Source organism: Pseudomonas synxantha (genome assembly GCF_900105675.1).
Lineage (GTDB): Bacteria > Pseudomonadota > Gammaproteobacteria > Pseudomonadales > Pseudomonadaceae > Aquipseudomonas > Aquipseudomonas synxantha.
Genome location: NZ_LT629786.1, coordinates 2849283 through 2870279 on the forward strand (window position 1 = coordinate 2849283; position 20997 = coordinate 2870279).

A 20997-nucleotide genomic window follows, 5' to 3' on the forward strand; every position below is an offset into this window, starting at 1 on the left:
TCCCCTTATCCCAGGAGCTGTCCCCATGCCCGCCGCCAAACTGTTAAGCGAACTCAAGTCCCTGGGCGTCGAACTCTGGCCCCAGGATGGCCAACTCAAATTCCGTGCCCCCCAAGGCCTGCTGGACGCCGAACGCCTGGCGCAATTGCGCGAGCACAAGCAGCAGATCCTGCACCTGCTGCAAACCCAGGAGCGGCCCGAGGTGGTGGCCGACCCCTTGCAACGTCACGCACCTTTCCCGCTCACCGATGTGCAGAATGCCTACCTGCTCGGCCGCCAGTCGTCGTTCGGCTACGGTAATGTGGCGTGCCACGGTTACCTCGAACTGAGCTGGCCGAGCCTCGACCCGCAGCAGGTGGAACAGGCGTGGAACCGCCTGATCGCCCGCCACGACATGTTGCGCGCGGTGATTGCCAGCGAAGGCTCCCAACGCGTGCTGGCCGAGGTCGCCCATTACCCGCTGGCTGTCGCGGACTTGCGCGGCGCCACTGGCGAGCAGCACCAGCATGCCGTACAACAGATTCGCCAGGCCATGGAGCAGAAGCTCTACCCCACCGAGACCTGGCCGCTGTTCGAATTGCGCCTGAGCCGCAGCGACAGCGGCGACACCCTGCACTTTTCCATGGACTCGTTGATCGCCGACTGGGCCAGCGCGCAACTGCTGTTCAATGAGCTGGAGCAGTTGCTGCACGATCCCCAGGCCAGCTTGCCGCACCTGGACATCACCTTCCGCGACTACCTGCTGGCCGAACGCGGCCTGCTCGAAGGCAGCCGCCATCAGCGTGACCGTGACTACTGGCTGGCGCGTCTCGATGAACTGCCCCCGGCTCCGCAACTGCCGGCGCCCCTGAGCGGCGAAGACACCACAGTGCCACGCTTCCAACGCCACTCGGCGCACCTCGATACGCAACCATGGGCCGCCCTGAAAAGAGCCGCCAGCGCCCTCGGCCTCACTCCCTCCATCGTGGTGCTCAGCGCCTATGCCGGCACCTTGCAACGCTGGAGCCAGCAACCTTCCTTCAGCCTCAACCTCACGCTGCTCAACCGTTTACCGCTGCACCCACACGTCAACCAGCTGGTGGGGGATTTCACCTCGGTCAGCCTGTTGCAGGTCAATGATCCCCAGGGCCAGGATTTCACTGCCCAGGCACGGCAACTGGGCAACCAATTGTTCGCCGACCTGGAGCACCGGCTGTTTTCCGGCATTCAAGTGATGCGCGAAATCGGCCGCCGTCGCGGGCGTGAGGCGGCCGCCATGCCGGTGGTGTTCACCAGTGCCATAGGCCTGGCGATTGAACCGCAGGCCGCCAGCCAGCGCCGGGTAGGCTACGGCATTACCCAGACCCCGCAGGTGACCCTTGACTGCCAGGTGATGGACGACGCGAACGGCTTGCACATCCACTGGGACGTGCGCCAAGGCGTGTTCCCTGACGGTTTGGTCGAGGACATGCAGCAGGCATTCGTTGCCCAATTGCGCTTGCTGGCCTTCGACCCGGCCACCTGGGACGCGCCCATGCAAGTGCCGCTACCGGCCTGGCAACAGCGTGAACGCCTGGCCGCCAACGCCACCGCCGCGCCGCTGCCCACCGGCCGCCTGCATGACGGCCTGTTGGCCATGGCCTGGGAACGGCCACAGGCCCTGGCGGTGGTCGACGCCCACGGCAGCCTGACCTACGCAGCCCTGATGGAGCGTGCCCTGGCAGTCGCCGCAGCCCTGGGCGCCGCCGGTTGCCGCGCCCAGGAACCGGTGGCGATCCTGATGCCCAAGGGCCGCGACCAAGTGGTGGCGGCCTACGGCGTGCTGCTGGCCGGCGCCGCCTACCTGCCGCTGGACAGCAACGCCCCGGCCGCCCGCCGCGACCGCGTACTGCACAGTGCCAAGGTGCGGCATGTGCTCGGCCACTCCCAGGCCCTGCCCGACACGCCGTTACCCGAGGGTGTGCACTGGCATTCGGTGGACCAACTGGCAGCCGCCACGCCGGACTTGCCGGCACAGGACGCCGGCCCCGACGACCTCGCCTATGTGATCTACACCTCCGGCTCCACCGGCGAGCCCAAAGGCGTGATGATCAGCCACCGCGCCGCCCTCAATACCGTACAGGACATCAACCGGCGCTTTGCGGTCAACGCCGCTGACCGCGTGCTGGGCCTGGCGCAATTGAGTTTCGACTTATCGGTGTATGACCTGTTCGGCCCCCTCGCCGTGGGCGGCACCCTGGTGCTGCCGGACCCGGCACGGGGCGCCGACCCGTCGCACTGGGCCGAGCTGATACAGCGCCATCAGGTCACGCTGTGGAACTCGGTGCCGGCGCAGTTGCACATGCTGGCCCACTACCTGCAGGCCGAGCCACGGCCCCTGGACAGCCTGCGCCTGGCGCTGTTGTCGGGTGACTGGATACCGCTGAACCTGCCGCCGCAACTGCAAGCGCTGCTGCCGGGCCTGGCCCTGGTGGCCCTGGGCGGTGCCACCGAAGCCTCGATCTGGTCGAACCTGCACCCCATCGGCGCGATTGAACCGGCATGGCGTAGCATTCCCTACGGCCTGCCGCTGGCCAACCAGGGCTTGCGCGTGCTGGACAGCCAGTGGCGCGATGCGCCGACCTGGGTGCCGGGCGACCTGTACATCACCGGGGTCGGCCTGGCCCAGGGTTACCTCGGCGACCCGGCGTTGAGTGAGGCGCGCTTCTTCGCTCACCCCCTCGACGGCCAGCGCCTGTATCGCACCGGTGACCGTGGCCGCTACCTGCCGGGGGGTGAGCTGGAGTTTCTCGGCCGTGACGACGGCCAGGTCAAGATCCGTGGGCACCGCGTGGAGCTGGGCGAAATCGACGCCGCACTGCTCGCCACCCCAGGCGTGGACAGCGCCGTCAGCCTGCTCAGCGGCGAGCTGCTGGCCTTTGTCACGGCGGCGCGTGTCGAACCCGAGCCGCTGCCGGGCACACCACTGCTGACGGCGGTGCAGCGTTATGCCGACAGCCAGGTCGGCAACTTTGACGCGCAGCAGGTACGCGACTATCAGGCTGACCTCAACGCCGCCGCCTTGAGTTCGATGCTGGATGTCATGCTCAAGGCCCAGTTGTTCAGCGGCGCGATGGCCGAGCCGGATGCAGCTGCAATCCTCAGTGCCTTGCAGGTGCAACCGCGCCATCACTGGTTGGTGCGGCGTTGGTTGCTGGCCTTGTGTGACGCGGGCCTGTTGCAGCGCGAACAATCCCGCTATCGCCTGCTGCATGGCGAGCCAACCCCGGCGTTGGCCTGGGGCCGGGTGGAACAGGCGGTGGCGTGCGGGCTGTGCAGCCAGGCGCTGCTTGACTACCAGCTCAACCATGTAGCGCAACTGCCGCAACTGCTGCGCGGCGAGGTCAACCCGTTCGATCTGTTGTTCCCCCAGGGCCAGCAAGACCTGGCGTTGCAGCTGTATGGCGCGGATGCGGTATCGCGCTACAACAACCACAGCATCGCCGCGCTGATCAACCGGCTTGCCACCCACCATGACGGCGATGGCCCGCTACGCATCCTTGAAATCGGTGCGGGCACCGGGGCCACCAGCACACCGGTGATCAGCCTGCTCGACGGCCTGAACGTGGATTACCTGTTCACTGACATGACCGCGTTTTTCCTGCCGGCGGCCAAGCAGCGCTTTGCCGATCACGCCTGGGTGCGCTACGGCGTGCTGGACATTGACCAGGATATTCGCCCCCAGGGCCTGGCCAGCAACAGCGTGGATATCGTGCTGTGCGCGGGCATGCTCAACAGCGTCAAGGACATCGACAACGCCCTCGGCCAGATCACCGAATTGCTCAGCCCCGGTGGCTGGCTGGTGTTCAGCGAACCGACCGGCGAATGGCCGCCGATCCTGCTGACCCAAGGCTTTATGATGACCCCGGCGGGCGACGACCACGACGTGGGCCGCAGCGATTTGCGCGCTGCGGATATCTGGCAGGCACGGGTCCAGGCATTCGGCGGCGAATGCCTGCCGGCCCTGCCCCACGCCGACCACCCGCTGGCCGCCCTCGGCATGCAGGTGTTCGCCGCACGCTTCAAGGCCGGGCTGCAGCGCTTGAGCGTCGACAGCCTGCGCCGCGCCCTGGCGCAACGCCTGCCGGACTACATGCTGCCGGCGCACCTGCAAGTGCTCGACCGTCTGCCCCTGACCGCCAACGGCAAGGTCGACCGCAAGACCCTGGCCAACTGGCGCCCAACCATCGATGCCCAGGCCGGCAGTAACGAAGCGGTGCCCAGTGACCCGCTCACCGCCGAGCTGTGCAGGGTGTGGGCCGAAGCCCTGGGCCTTTCGCAGATCGGCGCCGACGACAATTTCTACGAGAAAGGCGCCGATTCGCTGATCCTCGCCCGCGTTGCCGGCCAGCTGCGTGAACAACTGCCCCAGGCGCACAGCCTGAGCTACGACACCCTGCTGCGGCAGATGCTCAACGAGCCGACTGTCAGCGCCCTGGCGCGCCTGCTCAACCACGATGAAAGCCCCCCCACCGCCGCAGCGCCTGACCAGTCGCAGCGCGCCACCCACAGCAACGCCCTGGTAGTGCCGTTCGGCGGTGGCGAGGTCGGCCCGGTGCGAGTGATGTTCCATGCCGCCCTGGGCACCCTGGATTATTTCCAGCACCTGGGCCGTGCGCTCGCCGCCCAGCAGGCCGGGCCGGTGATCGGTTTTGCGGTGGCAGACACCGCGCAGTACCTGGCCCTGGAACCCAAGCGCCTGATCGAAAGCGTGGCCCAGGACTACGCCGAACGCTTGATCGCCGACGGTCATCAGCGCTTCCAGCTGATCGGCTACTGCCTTGGCGGCCTGCTCGCCACCGAAGTCGCCCGGCGCCTGCTGGAGCGCGGCATGGAGGTGGTGGACCTGAGCCTGATCGACAGCATCCCGATGTTTATCGACACCGACGAAGAGCTGGCCTATGAGGCGATCTTCGTGCCCAACCTCAACCTCGACCCGGTCAAGACCGTGTTCGGCGCCCATATCGAAGACTACGACGTGTACCGCGCCATCGACCTGCTGATGGCCCGCGACAACCGGCGCGTGCCCGCCGGGGCCATGGCTGCCCTGGGCGGCGACCCGGGCCTGGAAGCACTGGCGCTGGCGGTCCGGCAACAATCGGCGCGCAGCCAGGAAGAGCGCCTGGCCGAGTACGCCCGCCTGGCGTCTGGGCAGGCCGGGGTGCCGATCGGCCCCGAGCTGGTGCCGACGCTGTTCCGCGTGTGTCGCCACAGCATGCGTGCGGCGCGGTTCGACCCACCACCGTTCCTCGGCAACATGACCTACCTGCGCTGTCTGGAGCAGCAATCGTTCGGCATTACCGGCGGTGTCGGCCACCTCGCGGCGCCGTTCTGGGAGGACGCCTGCCTGGGCCAGTTCAACTTGATCGACGTGCCCGGCAACCACTTCAGCGTGATCGAACCACCCCACGTGCACATCGTTACTGCGCACCTGCTTGAGGCCCTTCGGAAAAACTCATGAGCACCGCCCTGGATACCCTGAAACGCCCGGTCAACCGCTTGATCCGCCTCGGCGTGGTGTTTGCCGCAGTCGGCGCGCTGGTCAACCTGGTGCCCTTTATCGGCCTCACTGAACTTGGCCGCCTGCTGCTCGCCGGCAACGCCGACAGCGCCACCCTGTGGCAGTGGGCAGCGCTGGTGGTGGTCGCCCTGAGCCTGGGCTGGATGGCCAGCGGCGCCGCGCTGTGGCTGACCCACCTGGCCGACCACCGCCTGCAATCGAGCCTGCGCGAGGCCATGGTGCGCAAGCTGGGGCGCGTGCCCCTGGGCTGGTACACCGACACCACTTCCGGCGCCGTGCGCAAGGTGGTGCAGGACGACCTCGAAGACCTGCACCATCTGGTTGCTCATCACGCCGTCGAAGTGACGGCGGCGATTGTCACGCCCTTGGCGGGATTGATCTGGCTGGCGACGTTGAACTGGCGCCTGGCACTGCTGGCGGTGATGACCCTGCCGATCTACGCGCTAGCCTACAGCCTGATGATGCGCGGCTTCGGCACCAAGATGCAGTTGCTCGACAAGAGCATGACCCGGGTCAGCGCGGCGATTGTCGAGTTTGTCCACGGCATTGCCGTGGTCAAGGCATTCGGGCAGGTCGGCCAGGCCCATCGCAGTTATCAGCAGGCGGTCAACCAGTTCAGCACCCAGTACGCCGGCTGGGTCAAGCCACTGCTGCGCCTGGAAGCCTTCTCGTCGATGGCCTTGAGTGTGCCGGTGATCCTGCTGGTCAGCCTGAGCGTGGGCAGCCTGTTACTGGCCCAGGGCTGGATCACGCCATTGCAGTTGTTCGCCGAAACCCTGGTGGCGGTGGTGATCCCGCAGTCGCTGCTGGTGATCAACCAGAGCCTGACCGCGCAACGCACCGCTCTCGCTGCGGCCGAGCGCATCGAAGCGCTGCTGGGCGTCGAGGAGCTGCCGACGCCCAAGGTTTGCGTACCGCCCCAGGGCAGCGACATCCGCTTTGAACAGGTGCAGTTCGGCTATGACCCCGGGCATATGATCCTCAATGGTGTCGACCTGCACTGCCCGGCCGGCAGCGTCACCGCGCTGGTGGGTGCCTCCGGCGCGGGCAAGTCGACCCTGGCCAAGCTGGTGCCGCGCTTTCACGACGTCAGCGCCGGGCGGGTCTGCGTAGGCGGTGTGGATGTGCGCGAGATCGACCCGCGCCAGCTGTATCAGCACGTGGGCTTTGTGTTGCAGGACGCGCAACTGGTGCACGGCACGGTGGCCGACAACCTGCGCCTGGGCCGCCCCGAGGCCAGCGATGCCGAGGTCGAGGCCGCCGCCCGTTCGGCGCAGATTCACCAACGCATCCAGGCCCTGCCCCGGGGCTATCAATCGGTGGTTGGCGAAGACGCGATTTTCTCCGGCGGTGAAGCCCAGCGCCTGTCCATCGCCCGCACGCTGTTGGCCGATACGCCGGTGCTGATCCTCGATGAAGCCACCTCCCACGCCGACCCCGAGTCCGAAGCCTTGATCCAGGACGCGCTGTCTGCCCTGGCCCGCGGTCGCACGGTGCTGGTGATCGCGCACCGCCTGGCGAGCATCTGCGGCGTCGACCAGATCGTCGTGCTCGACCACGGCCGCGTCCTCGAAAGCGGCCGCCATGACCAGTTGCTGCAGGCCAACGGCGCCTATGCCCGGCTGTGGCGCGCCGGCACCGAAACCACCGCCCCCGACCTGGAGATGTCCTTGTGATCCGCAGCCTCGTGACTTTATTGGGCCCGGCCCATGCCGCACGCCTGTACCGCTACCTCGCCTGGCTGGTGACCAGTGCCGTACTGCAAGGCGTGGCCGTGGCGTTTTTGGTGCCGATCCTGCACGCGCTGTTTGCCGGCGACCTGCACAGCGCCTTCCATTGGCTGGCGGGCCTGGCGGCGATGGCGGTGCTGACCTGCATTGCCCACTACCAGCAGGCCATGAAGGGGTTTGCCCTGGCCCTGGTGGTGTTGACCACCCTGCATGATCGCCTCGGCCAGCACCTGGTGACCTTGCCTTTGGGTTGGTTCAATTCGGAGAAGGTCGGACGCCTGTCGCGCAGTGCCACCAGCGGCACCCTGATGGTCACCGGCTTGTTTGCCCATTACCTGGGGCCGGTGGTGTCCGGCGTGGTGGTGCCGGCCACGGTGGCGCTGAGCCTGTTCGTGTTCGACTGGCGCCTGGGCCTGACGGCCGTGCTGTGTGCGCCGCTGATCTACTTCACCCATCACTGGTCGGCGGCGGCCATCGGCAGCAACGACGCACGGGTGGAAGCCGCCGCGACCCTGGCCGGCAACCGCGTGGTGGAATTCGCCCGCTACCAGCAAGTGCTGCGCGCCTTTGGTCGCACCCAGGACGGGTACGCGCCGTTGCAGGCCGCCAACCTGGCGCAGAAACACGCGGGCGGCTCGATGCTGTCCCAGACCTTTCCGAAATTGCTGGCCGGTGGGTTGACCGTGCAGTTGGCGTTTGCACTACTGGTGGGCGTAGGCATTGCCCTGGCTGCCCACGGCGACATCGACGCCATCCAGTTGGTCGCCCTGCTGGCTCTGACAGCGCGCTTTGTCGGGCCACTGGCCGAAGCGGCGGCGCGCAGCGGCCTGTTGCGTATGGCCGGTAACGACCTCGACCAACTGGTGAGCATCCTGCGCGAGCCGTCGTTGCCGGAGCCGGCGGTGAGCCAAGCGCTGACGGCGCCCGGCAGCCTGGCCTTTGACCAGGTCAGCTTCGCTTACCCCAGCGGGCCCAAGGTGCTGCACCGCCTGACGTTCAACGCCCCGGCCCATTCCATGACCGCGATTGTCGGCGCCTCGGGCTCGGGCAAGACCACCGTCACGCGCCTGCTGATGCGTTTTTTCGATGCCAGCGAGGGCAGCGTCAAGGTCGGCGGCGTGGACGTGCGCGAGCTGTCCAATGCCGCGCTGATGGCGCAATTGTCCCTGGTGATGCAGGACGTGTACCTGTTCGACGACAGCCTTGAGGCCAACATTCGCGTCGGCAGCCCGGACGCCAGTGCCGAACAAGTCGCCGAAGCCGCACGGCTGGCCGGCGTGGATGAAATCGTCGCACGCCTGCCCCAGGGCTGGAACACGCCAGTGGGCGAAGGCGGCGCGGCGCTGTCCGGGGGCGAACGCCAGCGCGTATCCCTGGCCCGGGCCCTGCTCAAGCGGGCGCCCATCGTATTGCTGGATGAAGCCACGGCGGCACTGGACCCGCACAACGAAGCCTTCGTACAGGCAGCGATCCGCAGCCTGATGCAAAGCTCCACGGTGCTGGTAATTGCCCACCGCCTGCCGACCATCATGGCCGCCGACCAGATCCTGGTGCTGGATGAAGGTTGCCTGGTGGAGGCCGGCACCCATGCGCAGTTGCTGGCCCGCAACGGTCGCTACGCAGGGTTCTGGCATGACCGCCAGCGCGCCGGCGGCTGGCGTCTGAACGCCGAGGCCCAGCCATGCTGATCGGGGTGTTGGGCGCCAGCGGCGACGTGGGGCTGGCCAGCGCCCAGGCGTTGTTGACGCTGGGAGTCAATGAGCTGCGCCTGGGCGGGCGCGATGCCGTCAAGGGTGCGCACTGTGTGCAAGTGCTCCAGCAACAATGGCCACAGGCGCGCTTGCAATGGGTCGCGGCGGACTTCACCGACGCCAGGGCTTTGGCCGCGTTCGCCCGTGGTTGCGATGTGCTGCTCAACTGCGCCGGCCCGTCCTGGCGCGTAGAGGCGCGTGCCGCACACGCCGCGTTGCAGGCCGATGCCCATTACGTCGATGCCGCCGGCCACATGCACCTCGACCCGGCCCAATGGCGTGGCCGCTGCGCGGTGCTGGGTGCCGGCCTGCAACCCGGGCTCACCGGCCTGCTGCCGCGCTGGCTGGCGGAGCAGGCATTCACCCTGGTGCGCAGCCTGACCAGCTATTTCGGCTTGCGCGATCACTTCACCGCCGTGGCTGCCGACGACTTTTTGCAAGGCGCGGTGGACGGCAGCAGCGAACCGCTGGCGGCCTGGCACAACGGCCGCTGCAGCCGTGCACTGCGGCGCCGGCGCGAGGTGTCGGTGCCGTGCTTCCCCGGCCAGGTCCACCTGTTGCCCTACCTGAACCTCGAGGGCGAACGCCTGGCCATGGACCTGAACCTGGAGGTCGGCCAGTGGTTCAACGTGATCACCGATGGCTACGTGCTCAAGGCCCTCGACCAGGCCCACGGCCTGCCACGGGCCGACGCCGTGCAGCGTTTGTGCGAGGCCAGTCGCCTGGATCTGAGCGGGCAAGCGCCTTTTGTCACCCTGCTGCTGCAACTCGATGGCGTGTACCACGAGCAGGCCCTGACCCGCAGCCTGGTGCTCAGCGGCGCCGGCAATGCGGCGCTGACCGGTGCCATGGCCGCCGCCACGGCGATCAGCGTGGTGGAGGGCGAGATCCGGTCCGGCTGCCATGCAGCTGCCGAGGCCCTGCCCCCCGCCGCCAGCCTTGAACGCCTGCTGCGCACCTCGGCGATCCGCGCCCTGAACCTGCTGCACAGCCCGCTCGATCAACTGCATGCCGCCGAAGAAGGTTGCCTATGAACACCGCTCTGAACGAGTTGGAACACGTCAGCCTGGGCGTGATGGCCCAGGTGCTGCTGCACGCCCAGGCGTTGCCGTTGCAAGCCTGGCGCAGCGCCGAACAGATCAACGCCGCGCTGGGCACGGCTGCGCGGCATGCCTGGGTGGTGCGGCGTTGGCTGGCGGCGTTGACCCGTGCGGGCATGCTGCGCGAAGACGGTGAACAGCTGGGTTGGCAAGCAACACCCCTCGATCCGCGGGTAGGTGAACTGCCGCGCCTGTATGCCGAGTTGGGCTTCCCGGCCACTATGGCGCGCCTGCACACCCAAGTCATCGAGTGCCTGCCCGAGCTGCTGCGCGATCAATTCACCCTCACCCACTTGCTGATGCTCGGCAGCGACCCGGTGAAGGCGCTCGGCGCCTACCAGCACAATCCTTTCACTGCGGCGATCAATCATGCCCTGGCCAAACGGGCGCGGCAAGTCAGCGCCGCTGGTGGAACGTTGCGGGTACTGGAACTGGGCGGTGGTGCCGGCTGCACCACCGACGCGGTGCTTGCAGCGCTGCAAGCGCGGCAAAAGGACTATCGCTTCACTGATATCAGCTCGCTGTTTACCGGCGCGGCACAGCGCCAGTATCGCCTCGAGCCGGGGATGCAATTCGGCCTGCTCGACCTCGATCGCAGCTTCAGCGACCAGGGTATTGCGCCCCACAGCCAGGACCTGGTGATCGCCGGCAATGTGCTGCACAACGCCCGCAACCTGCCCGATTGCCTGGGGCAGATCCGCACCAGCCTGGGCGACAGCGGCACCTTGCTGTTCAGCGAGTCCATCGCCGACAACCCGGCGATGCTGACCTTCATGCACCTGTTGTTGTCGCCCCCCGCCGATGCACCGTTGCGCGCCAGCGATGAAGCCTTCATGGCACCCGACGCCTGGCACCTGGCCTTGGAAAGCGAGGGGTTTGAATTGCTCGAAGTCTGGCCTAGCGCCTGCGATCCGCTCGCCGCCGCGGGGCAACGCTTGTTCCATGCCAGAGGAGTTTCAACATGAATGTCGACACCTTGCTGATCGACCTACCCGCTGCCTTTCCTTGGCATCTACCGGCCTTTACCGACCTGGGCGTGCATCAACAGGCCCCGGCCCGGTTGCTGGCGGTGCTCGAACGCCAGCGCCCGGCGGTGGTGGTGATGGGCGCCGAACAACTGGAACGCCTGCTGGATTTTCCCGGCCTGGCCTTGAGTAACCTGAGCCACCTGGAACAGGTGCTGTTCGTCAGCCCGCGCCCGGGCGACTGGCAACTGGCAGAACGCGCCGCGGCGCAACTCGATTGCCGCGTGCAGGGTTTTACCGAAGACGGGCGCGAGCTGGCCAGCGTCAAGCGTGAGCACCAGCGCTGGTGTGAGCGGGCCTTGGGGCATCCTCAGGTCAGCGCCGTCGCGCTGCATGGCCAGACTTTGTTCGCCGTGCCCCAGCCTTGCGCACCGGCAGCGGTGGACGATCATCTGGACGCGACCGGGGCCGCCGTCGATCAGCAGTTCAGCACCACGCAACTGCACGACGCCGTGCAGTTGAACCAACGCTTGAGCCACGCCGCGTTGCTGTCGATGCTCAACGGCCTTGAGCAATGTGGCCTGCTGCCGGCGCCCCTTAACGACGTGGCGCAAAGCCTCGCCAACGCCGGCATCGCCCCTGGCCACCGGCCCTTGATCGCACGCTGGCTGGACGTGTTGCAGGCCGAGGAGCTGCTGCGCCGCCAAGGCGACCACCTGCATCCCAGCCTCGACCCCAACGCCTGGAGCGACGCCAGCCTGGACGCTATCTGGGCGCAACTGAGCCTGGGCTGGGAACACAACACCGGCGGCTGCGCCACCCTCGACTATGCGCGGGACAATGCCCGCCAGCTACCAGCGCTGATGCGCGGTGACTGCGCGGCGGTGCACCTGCTGTTTCCCGAAGGCCGCACCGAACGCGCGGCGGCGTTGTACCGCGAAAGCCTCGCGGCGCAGTACCAGCATCGCGCCGTGGCCCACTGGATTGGCGCCTGGGCGGCACGCCAATCAACTGAACCTTTGCGCGTGCTGGAGGTGGGGGCTGGTACCGGCTCCACCACCCAGGCGGTGTTGCCGGCCCTGGCGAATCTAACGGTGGACTACCTGTGCACCGACGTGTCGCGCTACTTCAGTGAACAGGCCGCCGAGCGTCTGCGCGCCTGGCCATGGGTGCGCCACGGTGTGTTCGATATCGACCGCCCCGCCGTGGCCCAGGGGTATCCCACCCAGAGCTGGGACCTGATCGTCGCCGGTGGCGTGCTCAACGCCGCCCGCGACACCCAGCGTTCGCTGTCCACCCTGCTGGCTTTGCTCAAGCCGGGCGGCTGGCTGGTATTCAGCGAGCCGACCCAGGAAGAATTCTGGGTCATGGCGTCCCAGGCGTTCATGCTCAACCAGGCCAGCGATGAGCGTGCGCTGGGCCGCAGCACCTTCCTCAACCTCGAGCAGTGGCAGACCGCCCTGGCCCGCGCCGGCTTCCAGGGCAATCGCAGCCTGCCCGCTGCCGATCACCCATTGGCGCGCCTGGGCCATCGAGTGTTCGCCGCCCAGGTGCCGAGCCAGCGCCTGAGCCGTGCCGCCTTGGCCGCCCACCTGGAACACCCCGACCTGCAGCTTGAACTGCTCGACCATTTGCCCGACCTGCCTAACGTCAAGGACTTGCCATGACCCCGCTGGCCTACCCCTTCAACGCCTTCACCGACCTGGAGCTGGCTGAACCTTACCGCCACGCCCAGCAGGCGCCAGGCCTGTTGCGCATCCAGATGCCCATCGGCGCGCCCGCCTGGCTCGCCACTCGTTATGACGATGTACGCCTGGTGCTGGGCGACCGGCGTTTCAGCCGCAGCGAAGCGTTCCGCCGCGACGACGCTCCACGGGCGTTCCCGCGGATTGCCGGCGGCATTGTGATGATGGACCCGCCGCAACTCACACGTATCCGCTCCCGCGCCGCCCAGGCGTTTACCCGGCGCCGCGTCGAAGCCTTGCGCCCCCATGCCCGGGCCTACGCCCATGAATTGATCGACCGCATGCTCGCCGCCGGCCCGCCAGCGGACCTGGTCAATGACTATGCCTTGCCGCTGCCCCTGGGGTTGATCTGCGAACTGCTCGGCGTGCCGCTGCAAGACCGCGAACGCTTCAAGCTGTGGAATGACTCGCTGCTGTCGACCCGCCCCGAAGACGCCGCCCTGACCCAGCAACACCTGGGCGAACTCGCAGCGTATATCAAGGGCCTGATCACCGAGCGCCGCCGCCAGCCACAGGACGATTTCATGACCGCCCTGGCCCAGGCCGATGAACAAGGCGAGCGTCTGAGCGAAGACCAACTGCTGCTGTTGTGCATCGCTATCCTTGTCGCCGGCTACGAAGGCAGCGCTTCGCAGATCCCCAACTTCATCCAGGTGCTGCTGGACAATCCCGCGCAGTGGCAACAGCTCAAGGCCCATCCCGAACAGATTCCCCAGGCTGTGGAGGAGCTGCTGCGCTATATCCCGCTGGCGTCGGCGGCAATGTTTGTGCATTACGCCCTTGAAGACATTCAGGTGGGTGAGACTTTGGTACGCCATGGCGAGGCAGTATTCGCCTCGATTGGCGCAGCCAACCATGACCCGGCGCGCTTTGCAGAGCCGCAGACCCTCGACCTGCAACGCGATGCCGCCGGCCATTTCGGCTTCGGCCATGGCCTGCATCACTGTATCGGCTCGGCCCTGGCGCGGGTGGAATTGCAGGAGGCCTTGCAGGCGCTGGTGGAACGCCTGCCCAACCTGCAACGCTGTGGCGAGGTGCAGTGGAAAACCGCGACGTTCTTTCGCGGCGCCCATTGCCTTCCGGTGACCTGGTCATGAGGGGCGCACGTAAACGCGTGATCGTCGCCGGCACCGCGTTCGGTCGCATCTACCTGCAAGCCCTGGCCCGTGCCCATGAGCGCTATGAACTGGTGGGCATCCTGTCGCGGGGCAATGCCTATTCCCAAGCCTGCGCCGACCACTACGGCGTGCCGCTATTCGAAGCGGTCGAGCAGGTGCCCAATACGGTGGATATCGCCTGCGTGGTGGTGCGTTCCGGCGCCACCGGAGGCGCCGGCAGCGAACTGGCCCAGCAGCTGTTGCGCCGTGGCATCCACGTGTTGCAGGAACACCCGGTGCACCACCGTGAAATTGCCGCGTGCATGCAGGCGGCGCGCCAGGGCCAGGCGGCCTACGCGGTGAATACGCTGTACCCGAATATCCTCGCGATCCGCCGCTTTCTGGCGGTGGCCGCGTACCTGCGTGAGCAACAAGGGCTGGCCTATATCGACGCGGCCTGTAACAGCCAGGTGGCCTACCCCTTGCTGGATATTCTCGGGCGCCTGGCCGGTGGTTTACGGCCCTGGGCATTTGCGGCGCCGGCGGCCAGCGTCGGTGCGCAGCCCTTCACACGATTGAACGCCAGCTTCAATGGCGTGCCGATCAGCCTGCGCGTGCAAAACCAGGTGCATCCCCAGGACCCCGACAACCACTCGTTCCTGCTGCATCGCCTTGAAGTCGGCTGTGAAGGCGGCGTGCTGAGCCTGTGCGATACCCACGGCCCGGTGCTATGGAACCCGCGCCTGCATGCGCCACGGGACGACACCGACCGCCTGATCATGGCAGGTGAAGGCAGCGAGCGGCTGGCCGGGCCGAGCATGGTGGTGCTCGACCCGCAGATACCCGCCAGCTATCACCAGGTGTTCAGCGACCTCTGGCCCGACGCGGTCAGCCTCGCCCTCGACGCGCTGTGCGACGACATCGACGAGCCGGCGCGACGCCTGCGCAGCGGCCTGTGGTCCACCGAGGTGTCGATGGCCTGGCGCGAGATGAACAGCCTGATCGGGATGCCCGAATTAATTGAACCGCCGATTCCCCGGGCATTGCCGCTGGCCGAGCTGCACCGCTGCGCCGACGCTGTGCAACCCCCTCGCGCTGACCCTGGCGCGCAACTGTTGGGAGCCCTGCCCTTGTGAACACTACCCAATCCCGCTCGTCCTGCAGCCATGTGCTGCTGTGGGTGCGCGACCTGCACCAGGCCGTGGCGAACTTTCGCGCCGCCGGGTTCGAGGTCACCTACGCCACTGCCGAGGCCCGTGCCCAACACGCGCATATCTGGTTCAGCCATGGGCCGATCATTGAGTTGCTCACTACGCCTCGCCACGCCTGGCTGTTCAAGTGGCCCATCGACTGCCTGGCCGGCCGAGGTGCCGGGCAGCGCATGTTGCGTTGGGCCGCCCACGGCGAAGGCTTCTGCGACCTGGCCTTGCTGTGCGATGAGCAACTGCTGGCGCCGCGCCTCAAGGATCTGGCGGCCTGCGGCGTGGCCATGGGCCGGGTTGTGAAGTGGCAGCGCACCTGTGCGGACGGCAGCCAGACGCGCTTTCGTTTCGTCTACCCGCGCCATGCGCGCCTGCCGTTCCTGGTCACGCCCTACACGCCTTCTCAACATCCGGAGCGACTGATCCACCCCAACGGCGCCACCGGGCTGGCGGCGATTCGCCTGGGGGTCAGCCCTGCCGACCGCACCGCCCTCGACCTGCTGGCGGGCGACGATCCGATGTTGCGCCTGCATCCGGCTGAATATACCGGCGTACAGGCGGTGCAAATCGCCGGCCTGACGCAACCGCTGACCCTGCATGGCGCCCAGTTGCTGGGTTGCCCGACTGCCCAAGGAGATTTCCATGCTTGATGGCTGCACTGACTGGCCCGAAGACTTTATCCGCCGCTACCGCGAGCAAGGCTATTGGCAAGGCGTGCCCCTGGGCCAACTGCCGCGCGAACAATCCCAGAGCACGCCGCAACAGGAAGCCTTGGTGGACGGCAATCGACGCTGGAGCTACGCCGAGCTGGACCAACAGGCCGACCGACTGGCCGCCGGCCTCGCCGAACGCGGGCTGGTCGCTGGCCAGCGGGTGCTGGTGCAACTGCCCAATATCGCCGAGTTTTTCGCCCTGACCTTCGCCCTGCTGCGCCTGGGGGTGATCCCGGTGTTTGCGCTGCCGGCCCATCGCGAACATGAACTGGAACACCTGGCGCACCTGAGCCAGGCGGTGGCCTATGTGATTGTCGACCAGCACCTGGGCTTCGATTACCGCCCGCTGGCGCGCACCCTGCGTGAGCAAGTGCCGAGCTTGCAACAGGTGTGGGTGGTGGGCGCGCCCGAGGAGTTCGTAGCCCTGGCCGATTGCGTCGCCGCGCCCCGCCAATTCCCCACGCCGGACGCCCGGGACGTCGCGGTGCTGCTGTTGTCCGGCGGCACCACCGGCCTGCCCAAGCTGATCCCACGCACCCATGACGACTATGCATGCAATGCCCGGCTGGCGGCCCGCGCCTGCGGCTTCGACGGCCACACCCGTTACCTGGCAGCGCTGCCGGTGGCGCACAACTTCCCGCTGGCCTCGCCTGGCGCGCTCGGGGTGTTCAGTGTCGGCGCTACCCTGGTGCTGGCGCCGGAGCCGAGCCCGGACACCGCCTTCGAACTGATCGAACGCGAACGTATCACCCACACCGCCTTGATCCCGCCGCTGGTATTGCTGTGGCTGGAAGTCGCGCAATGGTCCGACCACGACCTCAGCAGCTTGCAATGGCTGCAAGTCGGCGGTGCGCGGCTCAAGGCCGAGATCGCCGCCCGCATCCGCCCGGCCCTGGGCTGTGGCCTGCAACAGGTGTACGGCATGGCCGAAGGCTTGCTGTGTTTTACGCCGCTGGACGATCCCGAGGAACGAGTCTTCGACACCCAGGGCCTTCCCCTTACGACGGCGGATGAGATCCGTATCGTCGATGCCGACGATGTACAGGTGGCGCCCGGCGCCGTGGGGGAATTGTTGGTGCGCGGGCCCTACACCATCCGTGGCTATTACAACGCCGCCGAGCACAACCAGCGGGCGTTTACCGCCGACGGGTTTTATCGCAGCGGCGACCTGGTCCGGCGCCTGCCCGAGGGGCATTTGATTGTCGAGGGGCGCAGCAAGGATGTAATCAACCGCGGCGGCGAGAAGATCCCGGTGGAAGAGATCGAGAACCTGCTGCTCGGCCATCCGCTGATCCGCGATGTGGCGCTGGTGGCCCTGGCCGACGAATTGCTGGGGGAACGCAGTTGCGCCTGCGTACTGGCCCACGGTGAACCCTTGGACCTGGCCTCGATCAACGCCTGGCTGCGCGAGCGTGGGCTGGCGGCCTACAAGTTGCCGGACCGCTTGCAGGTGCTACGCGAGTTCCCGCTGACGCGCCTGGGCAAGGTCAACCGCAAGGCCCTGGCTGAACAGGTATTGGCCTCATGAGCCCGTGGCTGCGCGCATTGCGTGAAAGCGAACAGCCCCGCGCACGCCTGGTGTGCCTGCCCCATGCCGGCGGCAGCGCGAGTTTTTTCCGTCCGTGGCTGGCGCACCTTCCAGGGGACATCGACCTGCTGGCGGTGCAGTATCCCGGCCGTGAAGAGCGCTTCAACGAGGCGCATATCCCGTGCCTGGCGAGCCTCGCCGAACACATCAGCCAGGCGTTGCTGGCCTTGCCTGCGCGGCCCCTGTGGCTGTTCGGCCACAGCATGGGCGCGGCGCTTGCCTATGCCGTGGGCATACAGCTTGAAGCCGCTGGCATGGGGGCTGCCCACGTATTTGTCTCGGCCCACGCACCGCCGCACCGGCAGCCGCCCAGCGACCTGCACCGCCAGGACGACACCACGCTGATCGCCGACATCCTGCGCCAGGACGCCCAGGCCGCCGACCTGTGGGCCAACCCGCAGTTGCGTGCGCTGTTCCTGCCGGTGTTGCGCAGCGACTACCAGGCCATCGAGACCTGGCGCCCCGCCCACCTGCTGCCCTTGGCCGCACCGCTCGATGTGCTGTTGGCGCACGACGACGCCGAGGTCAGCCTGGAACAGGCCCGCGCCTGGGCCGACCTGAGCCGCCACACCCCGGATATCCGCTGGTTCGACGGCGATCACTTTTACCTCAAGCATCAGCCGCGACCGGTGATCCACCACCTGTTGCAGCGCAGCGCCTACCTTCAGGAAGACTCACAATGAAAACCCCGGAACACTGCACTGGCCTTCACGACATCCGCCACGCCATCGACAGACTCGACCAGCAGATCATCGACGCCCTCGGCCTGCGCATGCAGTACGTCAAGGCCGCCTCAGCGTTCAAGCCGGACCAGGCCAGTATCGCCGCCCCGGAGCGCGTCGCAGCGATGTTGCCCCAACGCCGGCAATGGGCGCAGGACGCCGGGCTGGATGGCGAATTTATCGAAAGCCTGTTCAACCAGATCATCCACTGGTACATCGCCGAGCAGACGGCCTTCTGGCTGCAGAAAAAGAGCAAGGCCGTATGAACGCGGCCGACTTGCTCACGGTGTTCCAGGCCGCGCACCAACGGGCGGTGGCGTACCAACGGCCGGTGATTGCCGTCAGCGCCTACCCCGCGCCGACGCTGGCGCCTTTGGCGCTGTATGCAGCCCATCGGCAGGGCTTCTTCTGGTGCGCACACTCGCCTGACCTGAGCCTGTTCGGCCTGGGCTGCGCCTGGCAGATCGAAGCCTGCGGGCCTGGGCGCATGGCCGAGGTGGATCGCCAATGGTTTGCGCTGTGCGCCGATGCGTTGGTGCAAGGGCCCTACCCGGCGGTGCTGCTGGGCGGCATGCGTTTCGATGAACAGCAATCCTGTGCATCCCATTGGGCGCCGTTTGCCGATGCCAGTTTCCAACTCGCCCACTGGTTGCTCAGCGAAGATGCCACAGGGCGCTGGCTGCGCTGCCAGCGTGTGGTCGAGCCGGGCAGCGATCCTGCCGCACTGGTGCAGGAAAGCCTGGCCGTCTACGAACAGTTGCTCAACCCCGCCCCCCATGTAACCTCTACACCCGATGTGCTGGAGCGCCGCGCACTGCCCCGGCATCAATGGCAGGCCAAGGTCGACACCGCGCTGCACGCCATCGCCGGGGGTGAGTTGAACAAGGTGGTGCTGGCGCGGCATATCGACCACCATCTGGACGCCACCCTCGATACCGGCGCGGTGATGGGCCGCCTGCACGAGCGCCGCAACGCCTCGCACCTGTTCGCCATCCACCGTGGCGAGCACTGTTTCATGGGCGCCACGCCAGAGCGATTGCTCAGTTGCGACGCGGGCCGCCTCACCACCCACGCCCTGGCAGGCAGCACCCGTCGCGGGCTCTGGCCGGATGAAGACCAAGCCCTGGGTGAGCGGCTATTGGCCGACCCCAAGGAACAGCACGAACATCAGCTGGTGGTGCAGACCATCACCCAGGCCCTGCACGACAAGGTCACCGACCTGCATGCCGCCCCGTGCCCTGGCCTGTTGAAACTGGCCACCGTGCAGCACCTGAGCACGCCCATCACCGCACAACTGAATGTCGGCAAGCGCCTGCTCGACGGCGTCCAGGCGCTGCACCCCACCCCCGCCGTCGGCGGCTTGCCCAGGGCACCTGCGCTGGGCTTCATCCGTGGACACGAAGGCTTCGACCGTGGCTGGTACGCCGCGCCGGTGGGCTGGCTGGACGCCAATGGCAACGGTGACTTCCTGGTGGCACTGCGCTCGGCCTTGATCACGCCCAGACACTGCCATGCTTTTGCCGGCTGCGGCATTGTCGAAGGCTCGTTGCCGGCCAACGAGTACGAAGAAACCCAGATCAAGCTGGCAAGCATGCAACAGGCGCTGCAACTGGCCTGCCCTGCTGATACTGACGTGGCGTACAGCCAAACTCACGACGAAACACCGTATGCAAGTACTGCGCAGAGGTGAAGCCGCAGCTGGCGGCGATGTCGGCGATGGCCAGGTCCTGGTTCTCCAGGCCCTTGGCGGCAGCGGCGAGTTTGAAACCGAGGATTTCATCATGCACGCTGCAGCCGCGCACCTTGCGAAAGTGCGCTTCCAGGGAAGAGCGTGAGACGCCGACATAAGCGGCAACCTGGTCGGTCTTGATCCCCTGGCAAGCGTACTGCCGGATAAACAGCAATGCCTGCATCACATAAGGGTTGCCCAAGGGCTGATGCAGGCTGGAGGCCTGCACGTTGATCGCATCCGGCGGCACCAGCACCTGCGTGCCGGTGCAGGGCTTGCCATGCAGCATCTGGTGCAGCAAGGCCGCGGCGGTACGGCCCATGGTCTCGGTGCCCTGGATCACCGAACTCAGCGGCACCCGCGTGAGGGTGCGGGTCAGTGGGTCGTTGTCGATACCGATCAACGCCACTTGCTCCGGCACGGCAATCCCGGCGGTCAGGCAGGCTTGCAGCAATTGCCGGGCACGGGCATCGGTCACGGCGATAATGCCGATAGGCTTGGGCAGGCTGTGCAGCCAGGCAATCTGCTGCTCCACCGCGCTGTCCCACAACGGCGCGCTGGTGCCCAGGCCGCGATAGATCTCCACCTGCAAGCCATCGCGGTGCATCAAGCGGCGAAAGGCTTTCTCACGCTCCTGGGCCCAACGATTGGCCTGGGCTTCGGGCAGGCTGAAACAGGCAAACCGCGTCAGCCCGGCCTCGATCAAATGCTCGTAGGCCAGCTTCATCAAGGCATGGTTATCGGTGGCGACATAGGGAATGCCCTTGGGGTACGAGCTTGCGTCCTCATAAGAACCACCCACCGCCACCACCGGTATCCGACTCCCAGCCAGCGCCTCGCCGATCAGCGGGTCATCGAAGTCGGCAATGATGCCGTCCCCCTGCCAACGCTCGATACCGCGCAGACGGCAAAGAAAATCCTCCTCCAGGAACAGGTCCCAGGACGCGCGGGTACTGCTCAGGTAATTGCCGATACCGGTGATGATGCCGCGGTCGTAGATTTTGCTGCCGTTGAAGAGCAAGGCGATGCGGTGCACGGGCGGTAGGGTTTTCATTGTTTTTGTCCTGGGGCCGGTGGGTGCAGATGAGTACGCAAAGGTCTGACTGCTCAGGATAG

Annotated in this window: 14 protein-coding genes; 13 read left to right on the forward strand and 1 reads right to left on the reverse strand. The window is 66.9% G+C overall.

The annotated features are described in order from the left end of the window. The first annotated feature begins 25 nt into the window (after positions 1-25). The 13 genes from BLU48_RS13220 to BLU48_RS13280 are packed head-to-tail and all read left to right on the forward strand — an operon-like array spanning position 26 to position 19842. On the forward strand, positions 26-5479 hold the full coding sequence (locus tag BLU48_RS13220; RefSeq protein WP_057025320.1) for a non-ribosomal peptide synthetase: 5454 nt from the start codon (positions 26-28) through the stop codon (positions 5477-5479). Next, positions 5476-7215, forward strand: a complete 1740-nt coding sequence (locus BLU48_RS13225) for an ABC transporter ATP-binding protein (protein ID WP_057025321.1) — start codon at positions 5476-5478, stop codon at positions 7213-7215. The genes BLU48_RS13220 and BLU48_RS13225 overlap by 4 nt, the downstream gene beginning before the upstream one ends. Beyond that, the gene (locus tag BLU48_RS13230; protein ID WP_057025322.1) at positions 7212-8957 is read left to right on the forward strand and encodes an ABC transporter ATP-binding protein; all 1746 of its coding nucleotides are present in this window, start codon (positions 7212-7214) and stop codon (positions 8955-8957) included. Before BLU48_RS13225 ends, BLU48_RS13230 begins: the two co-directional genes overlap by 4 nt. Then, the gene (locus BLU48_RS13235) at positions 8951-10054 is read left to right on the forward strand and encodes a saccharopine dehydrogenase NADP-binding domain-containing protein (protein ID WP_057025323.1); all 1104 of its coding nucleotides are present in this window, start codon (positions 8951-8953) and stop codon (positions 10052-10054) included. The genes BLU48_RS13230 and BLU48_RS13235 overlap by 7 nt, the downstream gene beginning before the upstream one ends. Next, the gene (locus BLU48_RS13240) at positions 10051-11085 is read left to right on the forward strand and encodes a class I SAM-dependent methyltransferase (RefSeq protein ID WP_057025324.1); all 1035 of its coding nucleotides are present in this window, start codon (positions 10051-10053) and stop codon (positions 11083-11085) included. The genes BLU48_RS13235 and BLU48_RS13240 overlap by 4 nt, the downstream gene beginning before the upstream one ends. Continuing rightward, positions 11082-12752, forward strand: a complete 1671-nt coding sequence (locus BLU48_RS13245; RefSeq protein ID WP_057025325.1) for a class I SAM-dependent methyltransferase — start codon at positions 11082-11084, stop codon at positions 12750-12752. The genes BLU48_RS13240 and BLU48_RS13245 overlap by 4 nt, the downstream gene beginning before the upstream one ends. Continuing rightward, positions 12749-13927: a cytochrome P450 gene (locus BLU48_RS13250; protein WP_057025326.1), complete on the forward strand. Its 1179-nt coding sequence runs from the start codon at positions 12749-12751 to the stop codon at positions 13925-13927. Before BLU48_RS13245 ends, BLU48_RS13250 begins: the two co-directional genes overlap by 4 nt. Continuing rightward, positions 13924-15063, forward strand: a complete 1140-nt coding sequence (locus BLU48_RS13255) for a Gfo/Idh/MocA family oxidoreductase (protein ID WP_057025327.1) — start codon at positions 13924-13926, stop codon at positions 15061-15063. The genes BLU48_RS13250 and BLU48_RS13255 overlap by 4 nt, the downstream gene beginning before the upstream one ends. Next, positions 15060-15779, forward strand: coding sequence for a VOC family protein (locus BLU48_RS13260; protein ID WP_057025328.1), 720 nt, complete (start codon positions 15060-15062; stop codon positions 15777-15779). Before BLU48_RS13255 ends, BLU48_RS13260 begins: the two co-directional genes overlap by 4 nt. Then, complete coding sequence (locus BLU48_RS13265) at positions 15772-17370, forward strand: (2,3-dihydroxybenzoyl)adenylate synthase (protein ID WP_057025329.1); 1599 nt, start codon at positions 15772-15774, stop codon at positions 17368-17370. The genes BLU48_RS13260 and BLU48_RS13265 overlap by 8 nt, the downstream gene beginning before the upstream one ends. Then, complete coding sequence (locus tag BLU48_RS13270; protein WP_057025330.1) at positions 17367-18113, forward strand: thioesterase II family protein; 747 nt, start codon at positions 17367-17369, stop codon at positions 18111-18113. The genes BLU48_RS13265 and BLU48_RS13270 overlap by 4 nt, the downstream gene beginning before the upstream one ends. After that, entirely contained in the window at positions 18110-18418 is a 309-nt protein-coding gene (locus tag BLU48_RS13275; RefSeq protein WP_057025331.1) for an isochorismate lyase, read from the forward strand. Before BLU48_RS13270 ends, BLU48_RS13275 begins: the two co-directional genes overlap by 4 nt. Continuing rightward, entirely contained in the window at positions 18415-19842 is a 1428-nt protein-coding gene (locus BLU48_RS13280) for an isochorismate synthase (protein WP_057025332.1), read from the forward strand. The genes BLU48_RS13275 and BLU48_RS13280 overlap by 4 nt, the downstream gene beginning before the upstream one ends. Here BLU48_RS13280 and BLU48_RS13285 read toward each other — a convergent pair. Continuing rightward, a complete protein-coding gene (locus BLU48_RS13285) occupies positions 19730-20935 on the reverse strand; it encodes a XylR family transcriptional regulator (protein WP_082636729.1) in 1206 nt (401 codons plus the stop codon). The genes BLU48_RS13280 and BLU48_RS13285 overlap by 113 nt on opposite strands. Positions 20936-20997 lie beyond the last annotated feature (62 nt).